Source organism: Streptomyces sp. NPDC020681 (genome assembly GCF_044334895.1).
Taxonomy (GTDB): domain Bacteria; phylum Actinomycetota; class Actinomycetes; order Streptomycetales; family Streptomycetaceae; genus Streptomyces.
Window position 1 is genome coordinate 35717 of record NZ_JBIRTX010000015.1, and the last position, 18868, is coordinate 54584.

An 18868-nucleotide genomic window follows, 5' to 3' on the forward strand; every position below is an offset into this window, starting at 1 on the left:
GTGACCTCACTCGCCACCGGGTTCGCCCGCACCCAGAGCTGGCTGCGCGCGCATCCGCTGGCGTTCGACGGCGCCCTGGCGGTGGGCGCGCTGATCTGCATGGTCATCGGCTCCTTCGCCGACCCGAACGGCCGGCACGGACCCGACTTCGGCGGCCGCACGCCGGAGCTGCGCAGCATCCTGCTGATGGTCCTGGTCTCGGCGGCCCTGGTGTTCCGCCGCCGCAGGCCGATGGGCGTGCTGGTGTTCACCACCGCGCTCTCCGTCATCGAGCTGGTTGTCAGCCCCCAGCCCGCGCCGGTGGCGATGAGCGCCGTGATCGCGCTCTACACGGTCGCCTCGCGGACCGACCGCCCCACCACCTGGCGGGTCGGCCTGCTCACCATGGCGGTGCTGACCGCCGCCGCGATGGCCTTCGGCTCGAACCCCTGGTACACCCAGGAGAATCTCGGCATCTTCGCCTGGGCCGGTCTTGCCGGTGCCGCAGGCGATGCCGTACGGAGCCGTCGCGCCTTCGTGGACGCCATACGGGAACGGGCCGAGCGCGCCGAGCAGACCCGCGACGAGGAGGCCCGCCGCCGGGTTGCCGAGGAGCGGCTGCGGATCGCGCGCGATCTGCACGATGTGGTGGCCCACCACATCGCGCTGGTCAATGTGCAGGCCGGAGTCGCCGCCCATGTCATGGACAAACGGCCGGACCAGGCCAAGGAGGCCCTCGCCCATGTGCGCGAGGCCAGCCGCTCCGCGCTCAACGAACTGCGCGCCACGGTCGGACTGCTGCGCCAGTCCGGCGACCCGGAGGCCCCGACCGAACCGGCTCCCGGCCTCGCCGTGCTCGACGAGCTGGTCACCACCTTCCGGCAGGCGGGCCTGCCGGTCGAGGTGGCCCGCGCCGACGACGGCGTACGGCTGCCCGCGGCCGTCGACCTCGCCGCGTACCGGATCATCCAGGAGGCGCTGACCAATGTGCAGAAGCATGCGGGCCCGGACGCGAAGGCCGAGGTCAGCGTGATCACGGTCGGCCGCACGCTGGAGGTCACCGTGCTGGACAACGGCACCGAGCCGGACGGCCCGAAGGACGGCGGCGGGCACGGCCTGCTCGGCATGCGCGAGAGGGTCACCGCGCTCGGTGGCACGCTCAGCGCGCGGCCCCGCTACGGCGGCGGCTTCCGCGTCCAGGCGATACTTCCCCTCAAGGCCGGTGCGGGGGAGGACAGATGACGATCAGGGTGCTGCTCGCCGACGACCAGACGCTGCTGCGCAGCGCGTTCCGGGTGCTGGTGGACTCCGAACCCGACATGCAGGTCGTCGGCGAGGCGGCGGACGGCGCGGAGGCGGTCGCTCTCGCCCGCTCCGAGAAGGCCGATGTGGTCCTGATGGACATCCGCATGCCCGGCACGGACGGTCTCGCCGCGACCCGCATGATCAGCGCTGATCCCGAGCTGGTGAACGTACGCGTGGTCATGCTCACCACCTTCGAGGTGGACGAGTACGTCGTGCAGTCGCTGCGGGCCGGCGCCTCCGGCTTCCTCGGCAAGGGCGCGGAACCGGAAGAACTGCTCAATGCCATCCGTATCGCCGCCGCGGGCGAGGCGCTGCTCTCGCCGGTCGCGACCAAGGGCCTGATCGCCAAGTTCCTCGCGCAGGGCGGCACTTCGGAGGACGACCCGGAGTCGGAGGCGTACTCCGAGCGGCTCACCGCGCTGACCAGCCGCGAACGCGAGGTCCTCGTCCTGGTCGCCGGCGGCCACTCCAACGACGAGATCGCCGAGCGTCTGGTCGTCAGCCCGCTCACCGTCAAAACCCATGTGAACCGCGCGATGGCGAAACTGGGCGCCCGCGACCGGGCTCAATTGGTGGTCATTGCCTACGAATCGGGCCTGGTACGTCCAAGGGTGGAGTGAGACGGGGTCTGCGCCTACTCCAGCTGCGGTATGCGCGAGATAAGGAACTGGACCTGGGGTCGACGGTCGGGCCCTCTCGAATGCCTGATCGTATGAGTGGGCTTCCGACCATGCCCGCTTGTTCCGCTCTGCGTACTTCCCGCCTCGCACGCCACAGAAGAGAGACCCCATGTCCTGGCTGTCCAGATTCAGCCTGTCACAAAGGGCCCTTGTCGGTCTGATGTCGATCATCGCGATCGCCTTCGGAGCGATCGCCATACCGCAGCTCAAGCAGCAGCTGCTGCCCTCCATCGAACTGCCCATGGTGTCGGTGCTCGCCCCGTACCAGGGCGCGTCCCCCGATGTGGTCGAGAAGCAGGTCGTCGAACCGCTCGAGTCCACCCTCAAGGCCGTCGACGGCATCAAGGGCATCACCTCCACGGCGAGCGAGGGCAACGCCGTGATCATGGCCAGCTTCGAGTACGGGGACGGCACCAAGCAGCTCGTCGCCGACGTCCAGCAGGCCGTGAACCGGGCCCGTACGCAGCTGCCCGACGATGTCGACCCGCAGGTCGTCGCCGGTTCGACCGACGACATCCCGACCGTCGTGCTCGCCGTCACCTCCGACAAGGACCAGCAGGCGCTGGCCGACCAGCTGGACCGCACCGTCGTCCCGGCGATCGAGGACATCGACGGCGTCGGCCAGGTCACCGTCGACGGTGTGCGCGACCTCCAGGTGTCCGTCACGCCCGACGACAGCAAGCTCGCCGCGGCGGGCCTGAACACCATGGCGCTCGGCGAGGCGCTGAAGGCGGGCGGCGCGACGCTGCCGGCCGGTTCCTTCAGCGAGGCGGGCAAGAGCCGTACGGTCCAGGTGGGCGGCGGCTTCACCACGCTGAAGCAGATCGAGGAGCTGCGGATCACCGCGGCGCCGCCGGCGAAGGGCAAGCCCGTACGCCTCGGTGACATCGCCACGGTCAAGCAGACCGAGTCGACCCCGGTCTCGCTGACCCGTACCAACGGCAGGCCGAGCCTCGCCGTCATGGTCACCATGGACAACGACGGCAGCGCCGTCGCCATCTCCAACGCGGTCGAGGACAAGCTGCCCGAGCTGCGCAAGGACCTCGGCGCCGGCGCCGAGCTCACCGTCGTCTCCGACCAGGGCCCGGCCGTCTCCAAGTCGATCTCCGGCCTGACCACCGAAGGCGCGCTCGGCCTGGTTTTCGCGGTCATCGTGATCCTGGTCTTCCTGGCCTCGCTCCGCTCCACGCTGGTCACCGCGGTCTCCATCCCGCTGTCCGTCGTCCTCGCGCTGATCGTGCTGTGGACCCGCGACCTGTCGCTCAACATGCTCACGCTCGGCGCGCTGACCATCGCGATCGGCCGGGTCGTCGACGACTCGATCGTGGTCCTGGAGAACATCAAGCGGCACCTCGGCTACGGCGAGGAGCGGCAGAGCGCGATCATCACCGCCGTGAAGGAGGTGGCCGGCGCGGTCACCTCGTCGACGCTGACCACGGTCGCGGTCTTCCTGCCGATCGGGCTCGTCGGCGGCATGGTCGGCGAGCTGTTCGGCTCGTTCAGCCTGACGATCACCGCGGCCCTGCTGGCCTCGCTGCTGGTCTCCCTGACGGTCGTCCCCGTCCTGTCGTTCTGGTTCCTGCGCGCGCCGAAGGCCGTACGGGGCATGGACCCGGACGAGGCCCGCCGGATCGCGGAGGAGAAGGAGGCGCGCAGCCGGCTTCAGCGGCTGTACGTCCCGGTCCTGCGGTTCGCCACCCGTCGCCGCATCACCAGCGTCGTCCTCGCGTTCGTCGTGCTCTTCGGCACGTTCGGCATGGCCGGACTGCTGAAGACCAACTTCTTCGACCAGGGCGAGCAGGAGGTCATGTCCATCAAGCAGGAGCTGCCGCCGGGCACCAGCCTGGAGGCGGCCGACGCCGCGTCGAAGAAGGTCGAGAAGGTACTCGGCGGCCTCGACGAGATCAAGAACTACCAGGTCACCGTCGGTTCTTCCGGCTTCATGGCCGCGTTCGGCGGTGGCACCGGGGCCAACCAGGCGTCGTACCAGATGACGCTGAAGGACGCCGCGTCGTACGAGAAGACCCGTGACCGCATCGACGCGGAGCTCGCCAAGCTCGACGGCATCGGCGACACGACGATCGCGGCGGGCGACGGCTTCGGCAACCAGGATCTGAGCGTCGTGGTCAAGGCCGCGGACGCGGACACGCTGCAGAAGGCGTCCGAGGCGGTACGGACCGAGGTCGCCAAGCTCGACGACGTCACCGACGTCCAGAGCGACCTGGCGCAGAGCATCCCGCGCATCTCGGTGAAGGCGAACGCGAAGGCCGCGGACGCCGGCTTCAACGAGACGACGCTGGGCCTCGCCGTCGGCCAGGCGGTGCGCGGCACCCCGACGGCCAAGGCGATCCTCGACGACACCGAGCGCGATGTCGTGATCACGCCGGCGAAGCAGGCCAGGACGCTTGCGGAACTGCGCAGTCTGAACCTCGGCGGGGTCAAGCTCAGCGAGATCGCGGACGTGCAGCTGGTGCCGGGCCCGGTGTCGATGACCCGGATCGACGGCTCGCGGGCCGCGACGATCTCGGCGAAGCCGACCGGCGACAACACCGGCGCGGTCAGCTCCGCGCTCCAGAGCAAGCTCAAGACGCTGGACCTGCCGGAGGGCGCGACCGCGTCGATCGGCGGGGTCTCGGAGGACCAGGACGAGGCGTTCGCGGCGCTGGGCCTGGCGATGCTGGCGGCGATCGCCATCGTCTTCATGCTGCTGGTCGCCACCTTCAAGTCGCTGATCCAGCCGCTGATCCTGCTCGTCTCCATCCCGTTCGCGGCGACGGGCGCGATCGGTCTGCTGGTGGCCACCGGCACGCCGCTGGGTGTCCCGGCGATGATCGGCATGCTGATGCTGATCGGCATCGTGGTCACCAACGCGATCGTGCTGATCGACCTGATCAACCAGTACCGGGCTCAGGGCCTGGGCGTGGTCGAAGCGGTCGTCGAGGGCGGCCGCCACCGGCTGCGCCCGATCCTGATGACGGCCCTGGCGACGATCTTCGCTCTGCTCCCGATGGCCCTGGGCATCACGGGCGAGGGCGGCTTCATCGCCAAGCCGCTGGCGGTGGTGGTGATCGGCGGCCTGATCAGCTCGACGCTGCTGACACTGCTGCTGGTGCCGACGCTCTACGCGATGGTGGAACTCCGCAAGGAGCGCCGCGCGAAGAAGCGGGCGGCGAAGCGGGACGCCAAGTCGGGGGACTCCAAGCCCTCGCAGCCCGCCGAGTCGCAGGAGCCTGCCCCGGCGAACGCGTAACGAGGCGCACAGCGACGCCTGCCCGCCCGGCACGGTCCCCGAGAGGGGCCCGCGCCGGGCGGGTTCTGCTTCGGCGGGCGAGCCCGCTCACGCCAAGGGCTTGTGCAGCACGATGCACGGGCGATCGTGCTGCACGTCCCGGCGGCGGTCGATTTCGTGCCAGCCCAGAGACGTCCAGAACGCCAGGGCCGGCGCGTGGTTCTCCAGGACCGCGAGCCGGATCCCCTCCCGCCCCTCCGCGCGGAAGCGGCGCTCCACAACGTCCACCAGTTCGCGGCCGATGCCCCTGCGGCGCAGGCCCCCGTGGACCAGCAGCAGGCCGATCCATGGGAGTCCGTCCTTCGGGTGGCGGTCCAGCAGGCAGAGCAGGGCGCTGACCCGGCCGCCGGACTCCTCGTCGCGCGCGAGCAGCACCTCGCAGCCGTCGGTGGCCGCCTCCTCCCGCAGTTCCGCCAGGATGCTCTCCGGGTCGTGTTCGCCCGCGGCACGCGCGTACTCCGGGTTGCTCGCGTACAGATCGACCACTTCCGCGGTCTCTGCAGGCGTGAACCGGAGCGGTGAAAGTGACAGTGCGGGCATGCGGCCCAGCGTATCCACGCGCGACGATGGGCTCCCGAGCGTAAGGAGCGCCGCATGGCGACGTACGTACTCATCCCCGGAGCCGACGGCCGCGCCTGGTACTGGCATCTCGTCCTGCCCGAGTTGCACCGGCGCGGTCACGACGGCATCACCGTCGACCTGCCGCAGGACGAATCCGCCGGTCTCGCCGAGTACACGGACACTGTCGTACGAGCGATCGGCGACGCTCCCGGGCCCGCGGACGAACTCGTGCTCGTCGCCCAGTCCCTCGCCGGATTCATCGCACCGCTCGTCTGCGACCGCCTCCCGGTCGACCAGCTCATCCTGGTCAACGCCATGGTCCCGAAGCCGGGCGAGACCGCCGGCGACTGGTGGGCCAACACCGGCCAGGCCGACGCGCGCGCGGCGTTCGCGGTGGAGCAGGGCCGCGACCCGGACGCCGAGTTCGACGTGCTCGTCGACTTCTTCCACGACGTACCGCAGGAGGTCACCGTCGCCGCCATGGAGCAGGGCGAAGCCGGACCGTCGGAGGCGGTGTTCACCCAGCCGTGGCCGCTGACCGCGTGGCCGGACGTGCCGACCCGCTTCCTGCAGGGCCGCGACGACCGGTTCTTCCCGCTCGACTTCCAGCGCCGCAACGCCGAGGAACGGCTCGGCATCGCCGTCGAGGAGGTGCCCGGCGGACACCTCCTCGCGCTGAGCCACCCGGCCGAACTGGCCGACCGGATCACCCCGTAGGCGCCGGGTGCCGGGCGCTACGGCAGCGCCAGCATCCGCTCCAGCGCCAGCTTCGCGAAGCTCTCCGTCTCCTTGTCGACCTGGATCCGGTTGACCAGATTCCCCTCGGCCAGCGACTCCAGCGCCCACACCAGGTGCGGCAGGTCGATCCGGTTCATCGTCGAGCAGAAGCAGACCGTCTTGTCGAGGAAGACGACCTCCTTGTCGGGGTGCGCGTTCGCGACCCGGCGGACCAGGTTGAGCTCCGTGCCGATCGCCCACTTGGAACCGGCCGGAGCCGCCTCGAGCGTCTTGATGATGTACTCCGTCGAGCCGACGTAGTCCGCCGCCGCCACGACCTCGTGCTTGCACTCCGGGTGGACGAGGACGTTCACGCCCGGAATCCGCTCGCGTACGTCGTTGACCGAGTCCAGCGAGAAACGACCGTGCACCGAGCAGTGCCCGCGCCACAGGATCATCTTCGCCGCGCGCAGCTCCTCGACCGTCAGTCCGCCGTTCGGCTTGTGCGGGTTGTACAGCACGCAGTCGTCGAGGGAGAGGCCCATCTCCCGTACGGCGGTGTTCCGTCCGAGGTGCTGGTCCGGCAGGAACAGCACCTTCTCGCCCTGCTCGAAGGCCCAGTCCAGCGCGCGCTTGGCGTTGGACGAGGTGCAGATCGTGCCGCCGTGCTTGCCGGTGAACGCCTTGATGTCCGCCGAGGAGTTCATGTACGAGACGGGCACCACCTGCTCGGCTATGCCGGCCTCGGTCAGCACGTCCCAGCACTCCGCGACCTGTTCGGCCGTAGCCATGTCGGCCATCGAGCACCCGGCGGCCAGGTCCGGCAGCACGACCTTCTGGTCGTCGGAGGTGAGGATGTCCGCGGACTCGGCCATGAAGTGCACGCCGCAGAAGACGATGTACTCGGCCTCCGGGCGCGCCGCGGCGTCCTTGGCCAGCTTGAAGGAGTCACCGGTGACGTCCGCGAACTGGATGACCTCGTCACGCTGGTAGTGGTGGCCCAGGACGAAGACCTTGTCGCCGAGCTTCTCCTTCGCCGCACGGGCGCGCTCCACCAGGTCCGGGTCGGACGGGGACGGCAGGTCGCCGGGGCACTCGACGCCGCGCTCACTCCTGGGGTCGGCCTCGCGGCCGAGCAGCAGCAGGGCGAGCGGCGTCGGCTGGACGTCGAGCTCCGTACGGGCTTGGGCGGTGGTCACGTCACGCACCCTTTCTTCTCAGCAGACAGGTCGTCGGAAGACAGGTCGCGAAGACCTTCTCGTCTATTTGACGCTATCTATCATAACTGCTTCACGTCACTTTGACGATGGCCATAACGTCGATGTGACGCACCCCCTGTCCACACGGCGGTGTCCCCCGCCGGGCCGGTGTGCGAGCATGAAAGAGCAAGAAAAGCCCTCGGTCCGGAATGAATCCGCGGCCATGCCGGTTGCACTGTCGGCAAGCAGTCTCCGTACAACCCGGGAGAGAAGCAGATGTCCGTATCGGACGAGACCACCACCGTGAGCGACGGCATCCTCCTGTCCGACGCCGCCGCTGGCAAGGTCAAGGCCCTGCTGGACCAGGAAGGCCGGGACGACCTGGCGCTGCGCGTCGCCGTTCAGCCCGGCGGCTGCTCCGGCCTGCGTTACCAGCTCTTCTTCGACGAGCGCTCGCTCGACGGCGATGTCGTCAAGGACTTCGGCGGAGTGAAGGTCGTCACCGACCGGATGAGCGCTCCGTACCTGGGCGGCGCCTCGATCGACTTCGTGGACACGATCGAGAAGCAGGGCTTCACGATCGACAACCCGAATGCATCGGGTTCCTGCGCCTGCGGCGACTCCTTCAGCTAAGGCTGCGCCGGCACGGCTGTGCCACATACGAAGGCGGCGGCCCGGACGAGACCGGGACCGCCGCCTTCGGCATGCGCCGAACTACTCGCTGAGCTGCTTCTGCCGGGCTACTTCTTCGCCGCCTTCAGCGGCACGGCCTGGCCCGTCGCCGCGTCCACGACCTTCCGGTCGCCCAGCGGCTTGTCCAGCGTGACCTGCTCCGTCAGCTCCTTGGCGATGGCGATGCAGACCCGCTCCGGGTCCGGGTTGGTCTCGGTGATCCTGACCTTCACCTGACCGCCGGCCTCGCTCGCCGTCGCCGCGTAGTCGCTGCACACCCCGCCCCAGAACGTCACGGACAGTGTGCGCCCGTCCACGTTGTACGACAGGACCCGCCGGTCGGACGGCGCCACCGGATCCTGCGGGGGCTCGGTCGGCTTGACGTCCTTCTGCGGCGGCGTGGGCGCCTTCAGGAATTTGGGGGCCACCGCCGTCTGGGCGATCGTGAACGTCTGGTCGCCGCTCTTGGGCGCCACCTCGAACAGCCACGACGGTACGAGCGCCTGCCGCCCGTCCACGTACTGCGCGGCCAGTCCGAACACCGCCTTGCCGATCGTCATCTGCTGAGGCCCGGCCGGCTTGCGCTCCGGCTCGCACAGTGCGTCCGGCTTCGGCTCGTCCTGCGGCTTGATCTCGCCCTCCGCCGGGACCGGAGTGGCGCAGCCGCCGATCCCGATCGGGCCGCTGCCCTTCGCGTCCTTGTTCAGCTGCTTCAGCGCCTCGTCGGCGGAGAGCACCGGATACTCGTCGCCCTTCTCGGGCACCTTCAACTGACCGCTGCCGCCGACCACTTGACCGTCCGCGCCGACCTGGATCCCGGTCGACCAGCCGTATGTCGGCAGCCCGCCGATCACCGGATCCGCGTTCACCACCCGCACCGCGCCCATCAGCTGACGGGCGTCGAGTTCGGCGTCGCTCTGGCCGAGAGCCTTCAGCACCGGAGCCGCGGCCTTCTTCGCCGCCTCCTCGCTCACCGCGGGGCCGCCGGCCGGCAGGTCCTTGGCCGCGCCGGTGCCCGAGCCCGAGTCCGTTCCGCCGCCGGACGGGCAGACGTCGACCTTCACGCAGTTGTCGCCACTCGGCGAAGGAGTGAACCGTGCGTACGTCCAGGTGCCGGGCGCGTCCTTGTTGACCTGCAGCATCGGACCGCCGCCGTCCTTCTCCGTGCCGATCTTCCAGGCCGGCCCGGCGAGCCGCGGCGTGCCGGCGAGTCCGAGCGCCTTCGCAAGCCGGGTCACCTCGGCCTCGGTGACCGCGCCCTCGGCACGGTGCACGGCAGCCTTGTCCGGGCCGTCCGGCAGCTTGCCCGCGGCCTTGTAGACGGTCCCGCCGGTGGGGTCGGGCTCGCCCGGCGCGATGCCTCCCGCGCCGTCCCGGCCGCTTGCTCCGTCGAGGGCGAGCGGCGGCGGGTTCTTGCCACCGGCCTGCGCACCGCGCTTGGCATCCGCACTGTCGCCGCCGGATCCGGCCGTCGCGAAGTACGCGCCCCCGCCGCCCGCGATCAGCACCGCCGCCGCCACCGAGGCGACGGCGAGCGGGGAACGCCGGCGGCGTGCGCTGTCGTGCGTGTTCTCCGTGCTGCTCACCGCATCGCTCCCTTGTCTCGTGTCCCCGCCGTACGCGCGTGGTACGGGGACACGGATGGGACGGAGCAGGGGCGCGCATGGTTCCCGTATGCGCCCTTGGAAGCCTCAGATGCGGGTCGCCGTACTTTCTCAGTCGCCGTATTCGGACATGTTGTCCAGCAGTCGCGCGGAAGAGGCGGGCACGACGACACCATGGATACGGGACGGAGGCACGGGCGCGGGCACGGCGACTGCCGGCACGACCCAGTGCGGAGCCATCCTTGCGCAGTAACCACGCAGCTGGGCCAGAGAAATCTCGGACTCGCGCGACTCGCGGGGGGCGATGGGCTTCGTCATAACCGCACCGTACGCACCTGGAGGGTCCGCGAAAAAGACCTACTATCGGGTAGTTTCCGCACTTCAACCTGGGTGGCTCGACCCGGTAGCGTGAACTGTCAACGCCACCCCGCCTCAGGAGCGCATAGCCGTGCGAATCGCAGTCACCGGCTCCATCGCAACCGACCATCTCATGACCTTCCCCGGCCGCTTCGCCGATCAGCTGGTCGCGGAACAGCTGCACACGGTCTCCCTTTCCTTCCTGGTCGACAACCTCGATGTACGCCGGGGCGGTGTCGGCGCCAACATCTGCTTCGGAATGGGCCAGCTCGGCTCCAAGCCGATCCTCGTCGGCGCGGCCGGGTCCGACTTCGACGAATACCGTGCCTGGCTCGACCGGCACGGCGTGGACACGGACTCCGTCCGCATCTCCGAGGTCCTGCACACGGCTCGCTTCGTGTGCACCACCGACGCCGACCACAACCAGATCGGCTCGTTCTACACCGGCGCGATGAGCGAGGCCCGCCAGATCGAGCTCAAGTCCGTCGCGGACCGGGTCGGCGGACTCGACCTCGTGCTGATCGGCGCGGACGACCCCGAGGCGATGCTCCGCCACACCGAGGAGTGCCGGACCCGCTCCATCCCGTTCGCCGCGGACTTCTCGCAGCAGATCGCGCGGATGAGCGGCGACGACATCCGCACGCTCCTCGACGGAGCGACCTACCTCTTCTCCAACGAGTACGAGAAGGGGCTCATCGAGTCCAAGACCGGCTGGAGCGACGAGGAGATCCTCGGCAGGGTCGGCCACCGGGTCACGACGCTCGGCTCCCGCGGGGTGCGCATCGAGGTGGCCGGCCAGGACGCGATCGAGGTCGGCTGCCCGGAGGAGGAGGCCAAGGTCGACCCGACCGGCGTCGGCGACGCGTTCCGCGCGGGCTTCCTGTCGGCCCTGTCCTGGGGCGTGAGCCTGGAGCGCGCGGCGCAGGTCGGCTGCATGGTGGCGACTCTGGTGATCGAGACGCTCGGCACCCAGGAGTACACACTGCGGCGTGCGCACTTCATGGACCGCTTCACCAAGGCGTACGGCCACGACGCGGGCGCTGAGGTCCGCGAGTACCTGACATAGCCGTGCCGCCGTCGCCGGCGGGGCTCCAAGGGGGCCTCGCCGGCAACGGAACCTTCAGCTCAGGCGCCGCACCACGTACGCGGAGCCCCGCTCCGCCGCCCGCTCCCCGACGTACTCCTGCCCTCGCATCTCGCACCACACCGGGATGTCCAGCCGCGCCGCCTCGTCGTCCGACAGCACCGTCACCGTGCCGCCCACCGGGACGTCCCCGATCACCTTCGCCAGTTCGATCACCGGGATCGGGCACCGCTTGCCCAGCGTGTCCACCACGAGCGACGAGGTCAGCCCCGTACCCGGCGAGGACACCGGCGCGCCGAGCCGCTCCCGTACCGAGGCCACCACGCCCGGCAGCACCTCCAGGAACCGGTCCACATCCTCACCGGACGTGCCCAGCGGCAAAGAAACCCGCACATTCCCCTCACTCAGCACCCCCATCGCCCGCAGCACATGGCTCGGTGTCAGCGTGCTGCTCGTGCAGGACGAGCCCGACGACACGGAGAACCCCGCCCGGTCCAGCTCGTGCAGCAGAGTCTCTCCGTCGACATAGAGACAGGAGAACGTGACGAGATGGGGGAGCCGGTGAACCGGATCGCCCACCACCTCGACGTCCGGGACGAGCTCCGGCACCCGCGCCCGGATCCGGTCGACCAGCGCCCGAAGGCGTCCCGCCTCGTCCGCCGCCTCGGCCCGTACCGCCCGCAGCGACGCCGCCGCGGCCACGATCGCCGGGATGTTCTCGAACCCGGCCGACCGGCCCGACTCCCGCTCGTCGGCGGGCCCTTGGGGCGCGAACCGGACCCCCTTGCGCACCGCCAGCAGCCCGACGCCCGAAGGCCCGCCCCATTTGTGCGCGCTCGCGGCGAGCAGCGACCAGTCGCCCGTCACCGGTCCCCAGGCCAGCGACTGCGCCGCGTCCACCAGCAGCGGCACACCAGCCGCCCGGCACGCGTCGGCGACCTCGGCCACCGGCTGCTCGGTGCCCACCTCGTGGTTGGCCGACTGCAGCGCGGCCAGCGCCGTGTCCGGTCGCAGCGCCGTGGCGTACGCGGCAGCAGTCACGGAACCCGCCCGGTCCACCGGCACCTGGGTGACGTCCGGCCCGTCCGCGTCCACTCCGTGCAGTACGGAGGAGTGCTCGACCGCGGACACGACCACATGCCGACCGACACGCCGACGGCCCGCGAGCGCGCCCGAGATCCCCAGATGGATCGCCCGTGTCCCCGAAGGAGTGAACACCAGCTCGTCCGGACGGCACCCGACAGCCTCCGCCGCGGCCTCCCGCGCCGCGTCCAACAGCAGCCTCGCGCGCCGCCCCTCGCGGTAGAGCCGGGCGGGATCGGCCCACCCTTCGTCCAGTGAGGCCTGCAGGGCCTGGCGGGCGACCGGGTGGAGCGGGGCGGAGGACGCGACGTCGAAATAGGGCACGTGGCCACGCTAACTCCGCCGCCCGGCACCGTGCGTGGAGGGAGCGTCAGATGCCCTCCCGAGGCCGGGACTCCGGGCCGCTCCACCCCTTCGGGGTGTCGGACGGCGCGTTGGGCACCCTCCCCGCGCGACCCCAAATAGCGTCCAGTAGGGTTTGGTCCGCATAAACATCCAAACCCCTGCCCGCGTCAGGGCCGGCGACCGACCAGCGAGACGGCCGCATCCGCGCGCGGGCCGAGACTCTCGGGAAGGCGCTACGTGAGTCCCAACGGCTCCGACCGCTCGTCGCGGCGCCCGATGCGGCGGAAGCTGCTCCAGGTGCTGACCGCGGGCGTGGTCCTGGCGACCGCCTCTGGTTGCACATACAAGGACTTCCCCCGCCTCGGAATGCCCACCCCGGTAACGGAAGAGGCCCCTCGGATCCTCTCCCTCTGGCAGGGCTCGTGGGCGGCAGCGCTCGCCACGGGCGTGCTGGTGTGGGGTCTGATCGTCTGGAGCATCATCTTCCACCGGCGCAGCCGCACCAAGGTGGAGGTACCTCCGCAGACCCGGTACAACATGCCCATTGAGGCCCTGTACACCGTGGTCCCGCTCATCATCGTGTCGGTGCTCTTCTACTTCACCGCGCGCGACGAGTCGAAGCTCCTCGCTCTCTCCAAGCCCGTCCACACCATCAACGTGGTCGGCTACCAGTGGAGCTGGGGCTTCAACTACGTCGAGCCGGTGGAAGGCGTGCAGGGCAACGCCAAGACCGCCAAGGAACTGGAGGCCGTCCCGGACAAGTACCGCGAGGACTTCCTGGACGGCGCGGGAGGCGTCTACGACGCCGGTGTCCCCGGCACCCGGAACCCCCAGACCGGTAACCCGGGCCCGACCCTGTGGCTGCCCAAGGGCGAGAAGGTCCGGTTCATCCTGACCTCTCGTGACGTCATCCACTCCTTCTGGGTGGTCCCGTTCCTGTTCAAGCAGGACGTCATCCCCGGGCACACCAACGTCTTCGAGGTGACTCCGAGCCAGGAGGGCACCTTCATGGGCAAGTGCGCCGAGCTCTGCGGTGTCGACCACTCCCGGATGCTCTTCAACGTCAAGGTGGTCTCCCCGGAGCGCTACCAGCAGCACCTGAAGGAGCTGGCGGAGAAGGGGCAGACCGGCTACATCCCGTCGGGCATTGAGCAGACGGACCCGGCCAGGAATGCGGAGAAGAACCAACTGTGAGCATCCTCAACGAACCCCAGGGTGCCGCCGCAGCAGCTGACGACTCGTACGAGAACGAGCTGCCGGTACGGCGCAAGCAGCCCGGCAATGTGGTGGTGAAGTGGCTGACCACCACCGACCACAAGACCATCGGCACGCTCTACCTGGTCACGTCGTTCGTGTTCTTCTGCATCGGCGGAGTCATGGCGCTCTTCATGCGCGCCGAGCTGGCCAGGCCGGGCACGCAGATCATGTCGAACGAGCAGTTCAACCAGGCGTTCACGATGCACGGCACGATCATGCTGCTGATGTTCGCGACGCCGCTGTTCGCCGGATTCGCGAACTGGATCATGCCGCTGCAGATCGGCGCGCCCGACGTGGCGTTCCCGCGGCTGAACATGTTCGCGTACTGGCTGTACCTCTTCGGCTCGCTGATCGCGGTGGCCGGCTTTATCACCCCGCAGGGTGCGGCCGACTTCGGCTGGTTCGCCTACTCCCCGCTCTCGGACGCGGTCCGTTCGCCGGGTATCGGCGCCGACATGTGGATCATGGGTCTGGCCTTCTCCGGCTTCGGCACGATCCTCGGCTCGGTCAACTTCATCACCACGATCATCTGCATGCGCGCGCCCGGCATGACGATGTTCCGGATGCCGATCTTCGTCTGGAACGTCCTGCTCACCGGTGTGCTGGTGCTGCTGGCCTTCCCGGTGCTGGCCGCCGCGCTCTTCGCGCTGGAGGCGGACCGCAAGTTCGGCGCCCACATCTTCGACTCGTCCAACGGCGGCGCGCTGCTGTGGCAGCACCTCTTCTGGTTCTTCGGCCATCCAGAGGTGTACATCATCGCCTTGCCGTTCTTCGGCATCGTCTCGGAGATCATCCCGGTCTTCTCCCGCAAACCGATGTTCGGTTACATCGGTCTGGTGGGTGCGACGATCGCGATCGCCGGTCTGTCCGTGACGGTGTGGGCGCACCACATGTACGTCACAGGCGGCGTGCTCCTACCGTTCTTCTCCTTCATGACCTTCCTGATCGCGGTACCGACCGGTGTGAAGTTCTTCAACTGGATCGGCACCATGTGGAAGGGATCGCTGTCCTTCGAGACACCGATGCTCTGGACGATCGGCTTCCTGGTCACGTTCACCTTCGGTGGTCTGACCGGCGTCATCCTGGCCTCGCCGCCGATGGACTTCCACGTCTCCGACTCGTACTTCGTCGTCGCGCACTTCCACTACGTCGTCTTCGGCACCGTGGTCTTCGCGATGTTCGCCGGATTCCACTTCTGGTGGCCGAAGATGACCGGCAAGATGCTGGACGAGCGGCTCGGCAAGATGACGTTCTGGACGCTGTTCATCGGCTTCCACGGCACGTTCCTGGTGCAGCACTGGCTGGGCGCCGAGGGCATGCCGCGCCGGTACGCGGACTACCTCGCGGCCGACGGCTTCACCGCGCTGAACACCATCTCCACGATCAGCTCGTTCGTGCTCGGTCTGTCGGTCCTGCCGTTCTTCTACAACGTCTGGAAGACCGCCAAGTACGGCAAGAAGGTCGAGGTCGACGACCCGTGGGGCTACGGCCGTTCGCTCGAATGGGCGACGCCCTGCCCGCCGCCGCGGCACAACTTCCTCACCCTTCCGCGGATCCGTTCCGAATCCCCGGCCTTCGATCTGCACCACCCTGAGATCGCGGCCCTCGATCAGCTCGAGAGCCACGGCGCAGGCCAGGCTCTCACCGGTGGCAAGGAGGCCGGCAAGTGAGGATCCAGGGCAAGATGTTCCTCTGGCTCAGCGTCTTCATCCTCGCCGTGGCGATCCTGTACGGCGTGTGGTCGAAGGAGCCTGCCGGTACCACCGCGCTCTTCCTGGCCTTCGGCCTGGCCATCATGATCGGCTACTACCTGGCCTTCACGGCCCGGCGAGTGGACGCCATGGCCCAGGACAACAAGGAGGCCGATGTCTCGGACGAGGCCGGCGAGGTGGGGTTCTTCTCCCCGCACAGCTGGCAGCCGCTCTCGCTCGGCATCGGCGGTGCGCTCGCCTTCCTCTCGGTCGCGATCGGCTGGTGGCTGCTCTTCTTCTCGCTGCCGGTGATCCTGGTCGGCCTGTTCGGCTGGGTGTTCGAGTACTACCGCGGTGAGAGCCAGAACCAGTAACACCGCGTCAAGCGGCGTCAAGACGCCACGAGCCGGGCCCGGATCCCCTTCACTCCTGAGGGGGATCCGGGCCCGTCCGTTTGCACGCACTCAGCGCGCCGCTGCTGACTGATCTTCATAACGTGTGCTTATGAACCAGACGCCGCGCTTTCGCACCGTTCTCAGCTGCACCATCCTGGTCGTCTCACTCGGGGCGGTCGCGACCGCGTGCGGCGGTCCCAGCGGCCATCCGCTCTCCGCGAAGCCCTTCGACGCCGCGGAGCAGGTCTCCTTCAACACGTCCAAGAACACCGCCAAGAACACCTCCAAGGTGGACCCGGACAAGCCTCTTGAGGTCGTCGCCAAGGGCGACGGCGGCCGGATAACCGATGTGACGGTCACCGACGACTCCGGCCACTTCCTGGCCGGCGAACTCGCCGCCGACGGCAGCCGCTGGCGCTCCACCGCGCCGCTGTCCGCCGGCGCCAAGTACACCGTCAAGGTCTCCACGGAGGACGAGGACGGCTCCCCGGGCTCCCGCACGATGAAGTTCGAGACCGCCCCGGCCAAGAGGCTGCTGACGGTGAAGTTCGGCCCGCAGGCGGGCAAGTACGGCGTCGGCCAGCCCATCACCGCCGAGCTCAGCATGCCGGTCAAGGCCAAAGAGGCCAGAGTCGTCGTCGAACGCGCGCTGAAGATCTCGTCCCAGCCCGCGGTGGAGGGCGGATGGCACTGGGTCGACGACAAGAAGCTGCACTTCCGCCCCAAGGAGTACTGGCCCGCCGGAGCGACCGTCAACGCCACCAGCAACCTGCAGGGCGTCAAGGTCTCCAACAAGCTCTACGGCGGCGCCTCGAAGGGGCTGAAGATCTCCATCGGCGACCGCATAGAAGCCATCACCGACGCGGCCGCGCACTCCATGACGGTCAAGCGCAACGGAGAAGTGATCAACACCATTCCGGTGACCACGGGCAAGCCCGGCTTCTCCACCCGCAACGGAATCAAGGTCGTGCTCGGCAAGGAGTACTTCGTACGGATGCGCGGCACCAGCATCGGCATAGCGGAGGGCAGCGCCGACTCGTACGACCTGCCCGTGTACTACGCGACGCGGGTCACCTGGAGCGGTGAGTACGTCCACGCCGCGCCCTGGTCGGTCGGCTCGCAGGGGTCCGCCAACGTCAGCCACGGCTGCACGGGGATGTCGACCGGCAACGCTGCGTGGTTCTTCCAGACCGTCCGCGAGGGCGATGTCGTCAGCGTCATCAACAGCGCCGGCGCGGACATGGACCCGTTCGGCAACGGCTTCGGCGACTGGAACGTGTCCTGGGACAAGTGGCGCAAGGGCAGCGCGATAGTCGCCCAGACCGGGGACGTCACCAACCCTGCCGACGTGGCAAGGCTGCGGCCCCAGGTCTGAGAACTCAGGGCGGGGCTCGGGCGGGTGCTCAGGCCTCCACGGACAACCTGCCGCGCAGCAGAGCGGCCAGGGAGTCCGCGAACTCCACCGGGTCCACCGGCAGCGTCACCGCGGCCTCCGCACGGCTCCAGGTGGCCAGCCAGGCGTCCTGCGGGCGGCCGATCAGCAGCAGCACGGGCGGGCAGTTGAAGATCTCGTCCTTGATCTGCCGGCAGACGCCCATGCCGCCCGCCGGCACGGTCTCGCCGTCCAGCACGCACACGTCGACGCCGCCCTGCTCCAGCTGCTTCAGCACCGCAGGCAGAGTGGCGCACTCGATGAACTCCACCGGCGGAACGTCGGCTGCCGGCCTGCGGCCTGCGGCCAGCCGCACCTGCTCGCGGGTGTTGGCGTCGTCGCTGTAGACCAGCACGGTGGCGGTCTGCTGCATTGTTCCTCCGCGTCGTTGGATCAGGAACCGATGCGGCGGATGCTACTCCGTCCGACTCCCAGTCAACAGCTGTTCGCCGACCACCTCGATGGGCCGTTCGGGCTGGACAAGTGCCACTGACACACCGAACGGCACCCCCCGGGGTGAGGGCGGGATAAGCGACCGACATAATGTCGGTCGTGGCGACAGCAACGACAGTAGAAACCGGGCACGCGCACCCGTCGGTCAATCGGCCGAACCTCACCAGCGTCGGAACCATCATCTGGCTGAGTTCCGAGCTGATGTTCTTCGCGGCCCTCTTCGCGATGTATTTCACCCTGCGATCGGTGACGGGCGCCGAGTTCTGGAAGTCTCAGGCGGAACTCCTGAACTTCCCGTTCTCCGCGACGAACACCACGATCCTGGTGCTCTCCTCCCTCACCTGCCAGCTCGGCGTCTTCGCCGCCGAGCGAGGTGATGTGAAGAAGCTCAGGGCCTGGTTCGTGATCACCTTCGTGATGGGTGCGGTCTTCATCGGCGGCCAGGTCTTCGAGTACACCGAACTGGTCAAGCACGAGGGCCTCTCGCTCTCGTCCAACCCGTACGGCTCGGTGTTCTACCTGACCACCGGCTTCCACGGCCTGCATGTGACGGGCGGACTCATCGCCTTCCTGCTGGTCCTGGGCAGGACGTACGCGGCCAGGAGATTCACCCACGAGCAGGCAACCGCCGCCATCGTCGTGTCCTACTACTGGCACTTCGTCGATGTCGTCTGGATCGGCCTCTTCGCCACGATCTACATGATCAAGTAACGGCGCAGGCACTGAGTGCCTGAAGCAGACACAGTCCAGAAGCATCGACGCTGA

The 18868-nt window shown here is 68.8% G+C and carries 17 protein-coding genes; 11 read left to right on the plus strand and 6 right to left on the minus strand.

The window, feature by feature from the left end:
• The 3 genes from ACH4YL_RS29460 to ACH4YL_RS29470 all read left to right on the plus strand — a co-directional run bounded on the left by ACH4YL_RS29460 (position 1) and on the right by ACH4YL_RS29470 (position 5214).
• Complete coding sequence (locus ACH4YL_RS29460; RefSeq protein ID WP_398510484.1) at positions 1 to 1221, plus strand: sensor histidine kinase; 1221 nt, start codon at positions 1 to 3, stop codon at positions 1219 to 1221.
• Positions 1218 to 1904, plus strand: coding sequence for a response regulator (locus tag ACH4YL_RS29465; protein ID WP_398510485.1), 687 nt, complete (start codon positions 1218 to 1220; stop codon positions 1902 to 1904). The genes ACH4YL_RS29460 and ACH4YL_RS29465 overlap by 4 nt, the downstream gene beginning before the upstream one ends.
• 169 nt (positions 1905 to 2073) lie before the next feature.
• Positions 2074 to 5214, plus strand: coding sequence for an efflux RND transporter permease subunit (locus tag ACH4YL_RS29470; protein WP_398510486.1), 3141 nt, complete (start codon positions 2074 to 2076; stop codon positions 5212 to 5214).
• An 87-nt stretch (positions 5215 to 5301) separates the two neighbouring features.
• On the opposite strand, the gene ACH4YL_RS29475 is transcribed toward ACH4YL_RS29470, so the two are convergent.
• Positions 5302 to 5793 carry a GNAT family N-acetyltransferase gene (locus tag ACH4YL_RS29475; protein ID WP_398510487.1) on the minus strand — a complete coding sequence of 164 codons (492 nt, stop codon included), beginning with the start codon at positions 5791 to 5793 and terminating at the stop codon, positions 5302 to 5304.
• A 54-nt stretch (positions 5794 to 5847) separates the two neighbouring features.
• Here ACH4YL_RS29475 and ACH4YL_RS29480 point away from each other — a divergent pair, with 54 nt between their 5' ends.
• Complete coding sequence (locus ACH4YL_RS29480; RefSeq protein ID WP_398510488.1) at positions 5848 to 6531, plus strand: alpha/beta fold hydrolase; 684 nt, start codon at positions 5848 to 5850, stop codon at positions 6529 to 6531.
• 17 nt (positions 6532 to 6548) lie between these two features.
• Here the strand turns inward: ACH4YL_RS29480 and nadA are convergent, their stop codons facing one another.
• Complete coding sequence (gene nadA, locus ACH4YL_RS29485; protein ID WP_398510489.1) at positions 6549 to 7739, minus strand: quinolinate synthase NadA; 1191 nt, start codon at positions 7737 to 7739, stop codon at positions 6549 to 6551.
• A gap of 267 nt (positions 7740 to 8006) precedes the next feature.
• On the opposite strand from nadA, the gene ACH4YL_RS29490 reads away from it, so the two are divergent.
• Positions 8007 to 8363, plus strand: a complete 357-nt coding sequence (locus ACH4YL_RS29490) for an iron-sulfur cluster assembly accessory protein (protein WP_023542295.1) — start codon at positions 8007 to 8009, stop codon at positions 8361 to 8363.
• 107 nt (positions 8364 to 8470) lie between these two features.
• Here ACH4YL_RS29490 and ACH4YL_RS29495 read toward each other — a convergent pair whose 3' ends face one another.
• Both ACH4YL_RS29495 and ACH4YL_RS29500 read right to left on the minus strand, forming a co-directional pair.
• A complete protein-coding gene (locus ACH4YL_RS29495) occupies positions 8471 to 9988 on the minus strand; it encodes a hypothetical protein (protein ID WP_398510490.1) in 1518 nt (505 codons plus the stop codon).
• A gap of 129 nt (positions 9989 to 10117) precedes the next feature.
• Positions 10118 to 10324 carry a hypothetical protein gene (locus tag ACH4YL_RS29500; RefSeq protein WP_398510491.1) on the minus strand — a complete coding sequence of 69 codons (207 nt, stop codon included), beginning with the start codon at positions 10322 to 10324 and terminating at the stop codon, positions 10118 to 10120.
• A gap of 130 nt (positions 10325 to 10454) precedes the next feature.
• On the opposite strand from ACH4YL_RS29500, the gene ACH4YL_RS29505 reads away from it, so the two are divergent.
• The gene (locus ACH4YL_RS29505) at positions 10455 to 11429 is read left to right on the plus strand and encodes a carbohydrate kinase family protein (protein ID WP_398510492.1); all 975 of its coding nucleotides are present in this window, start codon (positions 10455 to 10457) and stop codon (positions 11427 to 11429) included.
• Between the two features lie 54 nt (positions 11430 to 11483).
• On the opposite strand, the gene ACH4YL_RS29510 is transcribed toward ACH4YL_RS29505, so the two are convergent.
• The gene (locus ACH4YL_RS29510) at positions 11484 to 12854 is read right to left on the minus strand and encodes a cysteine desulfurase/sulfurtransferase TusA family protein (protein ID WP_398510493.1); all 1371 of its coding nucleotides are present in this window, start codon (positions 12852 to 12854) and stop codon (positions 11484 to 11486) included.
• Positions 12855 to 13112: 258 nt separating this feature from the next.
• Between ACH4YL_RS29510 and coxB the strand changes: the two genes are divergently transcribed.
• The 4 genes from coxB to ACH4YL_RS29530 all read left to right on the plus strand — a co-directional run bounded on the left by coxB (position 13113) and on the right by ACH4YL_RS29530 (position 17593).
• The gene (gene coxB / locus ACH4YL_RS29515; RefSeq protein WP_398510494.1) at positions 13113 to 14069 is read left to right on the plus strand and encodes a cytochrome c oxidase subunit II; all 957 of its coding nucleotides are present in this window, start codon (positions 13113 to 13115) and stop codon (positions 14067 to 14069) included.
• On the plus strand, positions 14066 to 15802 hold the full coding sequence (gene ctaD / locus ACH4YL_RS29520; RefSeq protein WP_398510495.1) for a cytochrome c oxidase subunit I: 1737 nt from the start codon (positions 14066 to 14068) through the stop codon (positions 15800 to 15802). Before coxB ends, ctaD begins: the two co-directional genes overlap by 4 nt.
• Complete coding sequence (locus ACH4YL_RS29525; protein WP_398510496.1) at positions 15799 to 16197, plus strand: cytochrome c oxidase subunit 4; 399 nt, start codon at positions 15799 to 15801, stop codon at positions 16195 to 16197. Before ctaD ends, ACH4YL_RS29525 begins: the two co-directional genes overlap by 4 nt.
• 130 nt (positions 16198 to 16327) lie before the next feature.
• Positions 16328 to 17593 (plus strand): Ig-like domain-containing protein, encoded by a 1266-nt coding sequence (locus tag ACH4YL_RS29530; RefSeq protein ID WP_398510497.1) that lies wholly within the window; start codon positions 16328 to 16330, stop codon positions 17591 to 17593.
• Between the two features lie 28 nt (positions 17594 to 17621).
• On the opposite strand, the gene ACH4YL_RS29535 is transcribed toward ACH4YL_RS29530, so the two are convergent.
• Positions 17622 to 18023: a hypothetical protein gene (locus ACH4YL_RS29535; RefSeq protein WP_398510498.1), complete on the minus strand. Its 402-nt coding sequence runs from the start codon at positions 18021 to 18023 to the stop codon at positions 17622 to 17624.
• 170 nt (positions 18024 to 18193) lie between these two features.
• Here ACH4YL_RS29535 and ACH4YL_RS29540 point away from each other — a divergent pair, with 170 nt between their 5' ends.
• A complete protein-coding gene (locus ACH4YL_RS29540) occupies positions 18194 to 18814 on the plus strand; it encodes a heme-copper oxidase subunit III (RefSeq protein ID WP_398510499.1) in 621 nt (206 codons plus the stop codon).
• Positions 18815 to 18868 lie beyond the last annotated feature (54 nt).

Bases quoted from the DNA above. Each gene is read 5' to 3' on its own strand.
- ACH4YL_RS29465 (WP_398510485.1), top strand. From the start codon at position 1,218: ATGACGATCAGGGTGCTGCTCGCCGACGACCAGACGCTGCTGCGCAGC.
- ACH4YL_RS29530 (WP_398510497.1), top strand. From the start codon at position 16,328: ATGAACCAGACGCCGCGCTTTCGCACCGTTCTCAGCTGCACCATCCTG.
- ACH4YL_RS29475 (WP_398510487.1), bottom strand. From the start codon at position 5,793: ATGCCCGCACTGTCACTTTCACCGCTCCGGTTCACGCCTGCAGAGACC.
- ACH4YL_RS29470 (WP_398510486.1), top strand. From the start codon at position 2,074: ATGTCCTGGCTGTCCAGATTCAGCCTGTCACAAAGGGCCCTTGTCGGT.
- ACH4YL_RS29500 (WP_398510491.1), bottom strand. From the start codon at position 10,324: ATGACGAAGCCCATCGCCCCCCGCGAGTCGCGCGAGTCCGAGATTTCT.
- ACH4YL_RS29490 (WP_023542295.1), top strand. From the start codon at position 8,007: ATGTCCGTATCGGACGAGACCACCACCGTGAGCGACGGCATCCTCCTG.
- ACH4YL_RS29535 (WP_398510498.1), bottom strand. From the start codon at position 18,023: ATGCAGCAGACCGCCACCGTGCTGGTCTACAGCGACGACGCCAACACC.
- ACH4YL_RS29480 (WP_398510488.1), top strand. From the start codon at position 5,848: ATGGCGACGTACGTACTCATCCCCGGAGCCGACGGCCGCGCCTGGTAC.
- ACH4YL_RS29540 (WP_398510499.1), top strand. From the start codon at position 18,194: ATGTCGGTCGTGGCGACAGCAACGACAGTAGAAACCGGGCACGCGCAC.